General features: G+C 44.9%; 6 protein-coding genes. 2 read left to right on the forward strand and 4 right to left on the reverse strand.

The annotated features are described in order from the left end of the window. Nucleotides 1-108 precede the first annotated feature (108 nt). The 3 genes from B2Z67_RS03510 to B2Z67_RS03520 all read right to left on the reverse strand — a co-directional run bounded on the left by B2Z67_RS03510 (nucleotide 109) and on the right by B2Z67_RS03520 (nucleotide 6,791). A complete protein-coding gene (locus tag B2Z67_RS03510) occupies nucleotides 109-2,613 on the reverse strand; it encodes a glycoside hydrolase family 9 protein (RefSeq protein ID WP_291528435.1) in 2,505 nt (834 codons plus the stop codon). Nucleotides 2,614-3,065: 452 nt separating this feature from the next. Then, entirely contained in the window at nucleotides 3,066-4,403 is a 1,338-nt protein-coding gene (gene gdhA, locus B2Z67_RS03515) for an NADP-specific glutamate dehydrogenase (protein ID WP_291528436.1), read from the reverse strand. A 276-nt stretch (nucleotides 4,404-4,679) separates the two neighbouring features. After that, a complete protein-coding gene (locus B2Z67_RS03520; protein WP_291528437.1) occupies nucleotides 4,680-6,791 on the reverse strand; it encodes a prolyl oligopeptidase family serine peptidase in 2,112 nt (703 codons plus the stop codon). 469 nt (nucleotides 6,792-7,260) lie between these two features. Here B2Z67_RS03520 and B2Z67_RS03525 point away from each other — a divergent pair, with 469 nt between their 5' ends. Both B2Z67_RS03525 and B2Z67_RS03530 read left to right on the forward strand, forming a co-directional pair. Further along, nucleotides 7,261-7,500 (forward strand): hypothetical protein, encoded by a 240-nt coding sequence (locus tag B2Z67_RS03525; protein ID WP_291528438.1) that lies wholly within the window; start codon nucleotides 7,261-7,263, stop codon nucleotides 7,498-7,500. After that, nucleotides 7,481-7,633, forward strand: a complete 153-nt coding sequence (locus B2Z67_RS03530; protein WP_291528439.1) for a hypothetical protein — start codon at nucleotides 7,481-7,483, stop codon at nucleotides 7,631-7,633. Before B2Z67_RS03525 ends, B2Z67_RS03530 begins: the two co-directional genes overlap by 20 nt. Before the next feature lie 8 nt (nucleotides 7,634-7,641). Here B2Z67_RS03530 and B2Z67_RS03535 read toward each other — a convergent pair whose 3' ends face one another. Continuing rightward, nucleotides 7,642-8,070, reverse strand: a complete 429-nt coding sequence (locus B2Z67_RS03535) for a hypothetical protein (RefSeq protein WP_291528440.1) — start codon at nucleotides 8,068-8,070, stop codon at nucleotides 7,642-7,644. Between the last annotated feature and the right edge of the window lie 39 nt (nucleotides 8,071-8,109).

Below are 8,109 nucleotides of genomic sequence, written 5' to 3' on the forward strand. Positions count from 1 at the left end.
TAAGAGGAACATAGCGGGCTATGTGACGAGTGAAAACAGGAAAAGAGACCGAAAACAAACTTAAAAGAGACTGATAAAATTAATTAGGAATAAAATCAAAACAGCTTCTTAATATTCGGCGATAAGCGACAACCATTTCCCGGCTGACGTTACCCATACTTCCTTGTAGCAGGCATTATTAGTCTGCGGCCAATAGGGGATGTCGTCATTTCCCAGAGTACGGATGCCGACGGGCATCTCACCTGTCATTTCTCCGGAAGAGAACGTATTCATTTGCGGATAGTTGTATCCTTCTCCATATATTAAGGATTGTCCGAAGGGGTTCTTCCCGACAGTCCAATAGAGTTGTTCCTTGCCGATGGCGATCAGTTCTTCGTCCTTAAGGAACTTTCCGCAGATGGCGGCTGATTTACCGGTGGACAGATGGATGGCGCTGTTGCCGTTGAAGATACTGAACCAAACGGGGAAGCGTTTCAGATAATGTTCTTTGTCGAGTTTGACTCCCCGTTGTACTTGCTCGGCATACAACTCTTTCGCGTTGGTTGGCGGGAAGAGATGAAGTGAGTAGAAACTTGCGGAGTCTTTGTACTCTTCCGTGTGATATACCCCGCTCGGAATCATTCCGTAGGGATGGGTATATTTCATCAGTCCTTTCAGGTAGTTGCCGTACAGCTTGATGGAGTTTTCCCATTTCCGGTAATCGGGATGCTCCTTTTGTGTTTCGCATAGCAGAGTCATGGCTTGCATGTAAATCTGTTCGCGCGACTGATGGATGTAATGCACGATAGACTTTCGCGATTTATCCCGGTAGAAGAAGCCGCGAGTTCCGTCCTTGTCTTTCAATGGTTCCGTTCGCTGGCAATCGAGCACATAGCGGATGGCTTCTGTTGCCGTTTCTGCATAATGGGTTTTGCCCGTTAACTTGTAGAGCATGCCGGCAGACCAGGATATGGTTGCCATATATTGGCTCCGGGAGGTATTGTAACTGTGCTCATACATCTGCCTGAATGGTTCAAAGCCATCTTTATTGAATTTGTCCATAGCGAACGCGAAGTCTTCTTCGGCAACTTTCCGCAGATATTCCTGTTGCATGGGATCCCGGTCTATGGTCATTGCGGCGTACGCTTCGTATCCGGCGTAGAGGAAATTGTCGAATGCCATGTTCTGAACGCGTACCGAGTGTATGTCGTCCAACGTATTGATTACGCCGTCCTGCCAGATGAGCAGTCCCATGCTGCTGGCTCTATACCCATCTCCGTAGCGATTCTTCAAGATGAATTCAACTCCCCATTCCGCTTCTTCCAGCAGGCGTGCCGCCAGTGCCGGGTTCTGCTCTTTGAGGCGATTGTATGCTTCCAGCAGAGCAAAGGTTACATCGCCCGTTTGTAGTGTCTGTTGCGACAGGTCGCCCGCATCGTGCCATCCGCCCGAATAGGAGATGCTTTTGCCGTCGTGGTTGGAGAATAAATCTGCATGGCATGCAGCGTGCTTGCCCGCTACGGGATGTCCGCAACGTTGGCAGAGAAGGAAGTTCAGCACCCGCCAGAGGGAACTGTCCCATAGCTTTTGACTGATGCGGAACGGGGGTGTTGTTTGTTCGCCTACCTGAAGTTGGTACTCTCCCGGTTGGTTGAAATGACTGAAGTCGATAATGCCGAACGAACCGATAGTGGTGTGTTCCTTCTTGAGTTTTCCTTCGTAAACTACTTGCTTGCTTACGGGATTGAGAAGCCGGAATTGCTGCCACCGGTCGCACAATCCGGAACCGACAATGGCTGTTTTGTTACCGTCCGTTGTATAGCCCGTGGTAGAATAGGCAATGACGTGTTCAGCAGGAATCCATCCGCTAACCTTCTCCGGATTCTTGATTTGCTGCAATTGAATGTTATCTATATAATATATGGCAGAGTCGCCGGTTGTGCGGTCTTTCCCTTTCAGTGCCGTATCAAAGCTGATGGCTATCACCTTGTCCCGTTGATATTCGTCTATTTCAAGGAAACAATGGTTCCACGTCTTATTTACAAGATTGATGAGATGCGAGCCGCTGGGAGGGTTGTATCCTTCTTTGGGCGTAGAGCCGTCGTTCGTGAATGTCAGATTCATATTGACCACACGCATGCCGTCGCAATCGGGATAGATGGAGAACGTGATTCTGTTATACGATTCCCAGTTCTCCTTGTCGATGCGATATGTGATGCGGCTGTTTCCGTAGGTTGCGTAGTCGGGGTCGGAGGGGGAGCCTGTTGCTCTTTTGCCTGTATACGTAGGGAAGGAGAGGCGGATGCTACCGTTGCCCGAAACGGACTTCTCTTTGGAGAAAGAGACGCTTCCTGCTCCCGAATGGTTCCATCCTTGCAGGCTGCCGGACTTTCCTTGCAAACTACCTGACCCTGTGAGCGGGCGGCTTGAAAGTACTTCCTTCTTCATGGCGTTTGCTTCAAAAGAACGGGCGATGTTTAAGGGTAGGGGGGCGTGAATCAATCCTGTTTCATGGACTTGCTTCTCCAGTTCGGAATCTTCAGTCAGGCGGATTTGGCTGTAGGTTGCTTCGTTCTGACCGTAGATTGAAGCTCCGTTAAGAAGTAAAAGCAGCGCGAGTAATCTATTTCTCATAATCTTGTTAACTTGGTTTTCGGCACAAGATTAGTTATTATTCGCCATACCGAGGTTTAAATACTGACATAAATACTCCAAAATATATCAGAAGGCAAAAAAATGATATTATATCTACCTAAATTGATAGATTTTAAACCTTTTATATGTGTTTTGTACCTGGCGTATATACCCATTATAAAAAAGTACTGCCCTATACCTTCACAGGCAAGGGCAGTAAAACCACAAATACAAATACAACTAAACAAAGTTTTAGAATGATTTTCTTTAGAAGCTGTTTTTAATTTGTTCAGTTTTCTTTTAAGAGTTGTTTTTGAGGATATTTTTCTGTTTTTAAGAGGAACATAGCGGGCTATGTGACGAGTGAAAACAGGAAAAGAGACCGAAAACAAACTTAAAAGAGACTGATAAAATTAATTAGGAATAAATTCAAAACAGCTTCTTATTCGGAATTAAATAATCCCCTGACCCATCATAGCGTGAGCCACTTTCATGAAGCCTGCAATGTTAGCACCCTTCACGTAATTGATGTAACCGTCAGGTTCTGTACCATATTTTACGCACTGGGCATGAATGCCGTGCATGATAGCATGAAGTTTTTCGTCCACTTCCGCGGCGCTCCAACTGAGGTGCATGGCGTTTTGCGACATTTCCAGTCCGGAAGTGGCTACACCACCGGCATTGACTGCCTTGCCCGGCGCATACATTACCTTATGCTCAATGAACAGGTCGATAGCCTCAGGCGTACATCCCATATTGGAAATTTCACCTACACACATCACATTATTCTCAATCAACTGACGGGCATCGTCACCGTTCAGTTCGTTCTGTGTAGCGCAAGGCAGCGCTATATCTGCTTTCACTTCCCACGGACGCTTGCCGGCTACAAATGTAGAACCCGGGAATTCGTCGGCATACGGAGCTACAATATCATTGCCCGATGCACGGAGTTCCAGCATATATTCTATCTTTTCGTTATCAAGACCTGCCGGGTCGTAGATGTATCCGTCAGGGCCGGAGATAGTAACTACTTTCGCCCCAAGTTCGGTAGCTTTGATGGCAGCGCCCCAAGCTACGTTTCCGAAACCGGAAATAGCAACGGTCTTATCCTTCATATCAATGCCTTTGGTTTGCAACATCTGGTTCACGAAGTATAATCCGCCGAAACCGGTAGCTTCAGGACGAATCAGCGAACCGCCAAACTCCAAACCTTTTCCGGTAAATGTACCGGTAAACTCACGCGTCAGCTTCTTATACATACCGAACATATAGCCCACTTCACGACCGCCTACACCGATATCACCGGCAGGCACATCCATATCAGGGCCGAGATGGCGCCACAATTCCAGCATGAAAGCCTGACAGAAGCGCATCACTTCCGCATCGCTCTTACCGCGGGGGGAGAAATCGGAACCGCCTTTACCACCACCCATCGGGAGTGTTGTCAATGCATTCTTGAAAGTCTGCTCAAATCCCAGGAACTTCAGAATAGACAGGTTTACGGATGCATGGAAGCGAATACCGCCTTTGTACGGGCCAATAGCATTGTTGAACTGCACACGGTAGCCAAGGTTGGTTTGCACTTCACCTCTGTCGTCCACCCAGGTAACACGGAATGTGAAAATACGATCCGGTTCAACCAAGCGCTCTATAATTTTGGCTTTCTCAAACTCCGGATGTTGGTTATAGATATCTTCGATGGAAAGAAGTACTTCCTTTACGGCTTGAAGATATTCAGACTCGCCGGGATGCTTTGCCTCTAAAGAGGCCATAATTCGTTCGATGTTCATAATATTAAGTTTTAAAAAGTTGTTTGTTTGTAATCTAAGGCTTTCTAAACAAAATGTCAACTAACAACGCTGCAAATATAGCAACTCTTTTGTTATCGCCTACGAAAAGTGGCAATATTTTGAGTGTATAATGATAAAATGTTAGCTTGCAGTGTTCCTATTATAGGAGTTAAAGTAGTTATCACTTCGTTAGGAGTTAAGGAGTTAAAGACAATAGTCTTGCTTATGTCTTCCGGAGTATTGGCTTTAACTACTAACTACTCTAACTACTGTAGATCAGAACTTCGGTTCCATTCCCAGGTTATACATGATAAACCCGTAGATGTCAGCCTGTTCTTCAAGAACTTTAGCCATAGGTTTGCCCGCACCATGTCCCGCTTTACTGTCTATACGGATAATGGTGGGGTTTGTACCGTCGTTACACTCCTGCAAGGTAGCCGCGAACTTGAATGAGTGGGCGGGAACCACACGGTCGTCATGGTCGGCGGTAGTAACCATTGTTGAGGGATACTTGGTACCGGGTTTCAAATTGTGCAACGGGGAATAGCCTTTCAGATACTCGAACATCTCCTTACTGTCGTCGCTCGTGCCATAATCGCTCGCCCAGTTCCAGCCGATAGTGAACTTGTGGTAGCGGAGCATATCCATCACGCCTACCTGCGGAATAGCTACACGGAACAAGTCGGGACGTTGCGTCATGCAGGCGCCTACCAGCAAACCGCCATTGGAACCGCCTATGATAGCGATTTTATCTTTATCGGTGTACTTATTATTAATAAGGTATTCGGCGGCGGCAATGAAATCGTCAAATACATTCTGTTTCTGCATCTTCGTACCGGCTATGTGCCACTCTTCGCCGTACTCACCACCTCCACGCAGGTTGACTTGCGCATAGATGCCGCCATTTTCCATGAACGGAATGCGTGATGTTGAAAAACCAGGATTGAGGCTGATGTTGAAGCCGCCGTAGCCATACAGGTATACCGGGTTCTTGCCGTTTTTCTGGAGGTCTTTCTTATAGGTAAGAAACATCGGAATCTTCGTTCCGTCCTTGCTGGGATAGAATACTTGTTCGGTCACAAAGTCATCGGAGTTAAAGTCAACTTTCGGAGCGCGGAACAATTCGTATGTATTGGCATCCATATCATATTTATAAGTAGCGCCGGGAATTGTAAACGAAGTAAAGCTGAAGAAGCATTCCTTATCGTCCTTGTTCCCGCTGAAACTTACAGTGCCGAGCGAAGGTAGCTTGACTTCCTGTATTTCCTTACCGTCGAGTCCATATACATAAGCGTGTTTAGCTACGTCCTTGTCATAAGTCAGGAATAGTTTCTCTCCTATTACCTGTGCGCCGGACAGTACATTTGCTGTTTCGGGAATCAGTTCAGTCCAATCTTTCAGCGCCGGGCTTTTAACATCCGTCACCATCAGGCGATACTTCGGAGCGCCGTGATTGGTGAACATATAAATCTTCTCTCCGATTACTTCCAACGGGTAATACTCATAATCCATATCGGTAGCCATTTCCACGAAGGGAGCGTTCGGTTTACGCAGGTCTTTCATATACAACGCATTTCCGCGTCCGGCTCCGCTTTCATAGAGGAACAGGCTTGTTTCATCCTCGCTCACACTTGCTGTATAAAAACGTTTCGGGTATGCGGTATTTTGGTAAATCAACTTATCTTGCGATTGCGGAGTTCCCATCTTATGATAATAAATCTTATGGTTTTCATTCACATTCGAGAACTCTTTACCTTTTACCGGAGCATCATAAGCGCTATAGTAGAAACCGTCGCCCTGCCAATCGGCGCCCGAGAATTTAGCCCATTGGATATGGTCATCCAGCAACTTTCCGGTTTCGGTGTCCATTACGTAGATTTCGCGCCAGTCCGACCCGCTGCGGGAAATGGTATATGCGGTGTACTTTCCGTTATTGGAGAAAGAAAGACCGGACAATGCTACCGTACCATCGTCCGACAATTTATTAGGATCAAGGAATACGCGTGGTTCGCTATCCAGTGCATCCTGTACATACAGCACGCTTTGGTTTTGCAAACCATCGTTCTTGTAGAAGTAGTATTTGCCATGTTTCTTAAATGGTGTACCAATCTTTTCATAATTAGCCAGGTCTGTCATTCGTTTCAGCAGGGCTGCACGGAACGGTATCTTAGACAAGTACTCGTTAGTTACCTTGTTCTGCGCTTCCACCCACGCGGCGGTTGCTGCCGATGTATCGTTCTCCAACCAACGATACGGATCCGGGACTTCTGTTCCGAAATAAACATCTACCGTGTCCACCTTCGCGGTCACAGGATAGGTAAGTTTCTGTTGCTGTACACAAGACATCATCATGATACCGGTTGCAAATAATAAAGTTACTTTTTTCATTTTGAAATGTATTTAAATTAGATGTATATCGTATATGTTCGCCAAAAAGATATTTTTCATCCGCAGATGACGCCGATAACACAGATTTGTTTTAAAATAAATCCGCGTAATCCGTGTTATCTGCGGATGAAAGATGGTAGACTTAGAAACTGTTTTGATTTTTCTTTTTAAGATTTTTATCAGCTTCTTTTGAGTTTGTTTTCGGTCTGTTTTTCTCTTTTTACTCGTCACATAGCCCGCTATGCTCCTCATAAAAAACAGAAAAACATCCTCAAAAACAACTCTCAAAACAATGCTGAACAAAATCAAAACAATTTCTTAAGCTTTTGACATACTGTCTTTGAATTTGTTTCTAATTGTTTTGGCGTTAAAATTACGAAAACAGAGAATAGAAAGCAAGGAAAAACCGGCATATTTATTGCAATATTACAGAACTAATTATGAACAGCTACTTATCTTAATTGATGTTGTGTCAAAAGTAAAGGATGTGAAGTTTACCTCAATGGGTAACATTACGCTGGCAACCTGTTTTGTCCCGAAGGGTAACCCGTTTTTCGCCGATAACCACCTGAAACTTTCCGTTTCCGCGCGCTACGATATACAATGGGGTGAGTTCCTGAAATACTGTTTTACCGGTTGTCTGCATAAACTGTTCATGGTAAATGAGTTGCTTGCAGAAATAGAAGGTAGTGGAAGGATTGAGCACTGACGAACTTATAGCTTTGCTGAAAATACTTGAAGCTTTGCACGGTGTGCCGTTCAATGAAGAGATAAAGACAAAGTCTCTTTCTGTACTGAGTATGATAGATGAAGTGGTGGTGCAGGCTGAGAAACTTTGTTAGATACTATATTATTCCTCTATAATTCTTTTTGCATCCTCCCTGTTTATACTATACGTGTTTTCTCCGAGATACCGTATTAATTTAGCCAAACGTTCAAGTTCAGGAGCGTCGGAAAGTTCTCTAAATAGCCGTTTGAAAGTGTTGAAATCGTTTTCGTTCTTGCCTGCAATCTGTTTAGTCCTTTTTGTAAGTTTCTTCAAATCGGTTGGGAGTCCGTATGTGGCTGTTATGTCAATACCCTTTTCCTCAGCCGCTTTCAATATGAAACGTTCAATTGCAGGGCTGATTTGAATAATGTAATGATGCTTTTCATTGTGTTTATGCAGATATAAAGAATCATTAGAAGCAACCAATTCGAAATTTTTCAAATAAGGTACTTCTTGTTTATCCTTATCTATAATGCCTACGGCAAAAGCATCATTAAAGTTCTCTTGCATGACTTTACTTACTGTGTAGGGTGTCCAGTTTTACGTTTC

Source organism: Bacteroides sp. UBA939 (assembly GCF_002293435.1).
Taxonomy (GTDB): domain Bacteria; phylum Bacteroidota; class Bacteroidia; order Bacteroidales; family Bacteroidaceae; genus Bacteroides.

Excerpts from the sequence above, each read along its gene's own strand:
- B2Z67_RS03510 (WP_291528435.1), bottom strand. The coding sequence starts at position 2,613 with ATGAGAAATAGATTACTCGCGCTGCTTTTACTTCTTAACGGAGCTTCA.
- gdhA (WP_291528436.1), bottom strand. The coding sequence starts at position 4,403 with ATGAACATCGAACGAATTATGGCCTCTTTAGAGGCAAAGCATCCCGGC.
- B2Z67_RS03520 (WP_291528437.1), bottom strand. The coding sequence starts at position 6,791 with ATGAAAAAAGTAACTTTATTATTTGCAACCGGTATCATGATGATGTCT.
- B2Z67_RS03535 (WP_291528440.1), bottom strand. The coding sequence starts at position 8,070 with ATGCAAGAGAACTTTAATGATGCTTTTGCCGTAGGCATTATAGATAAG.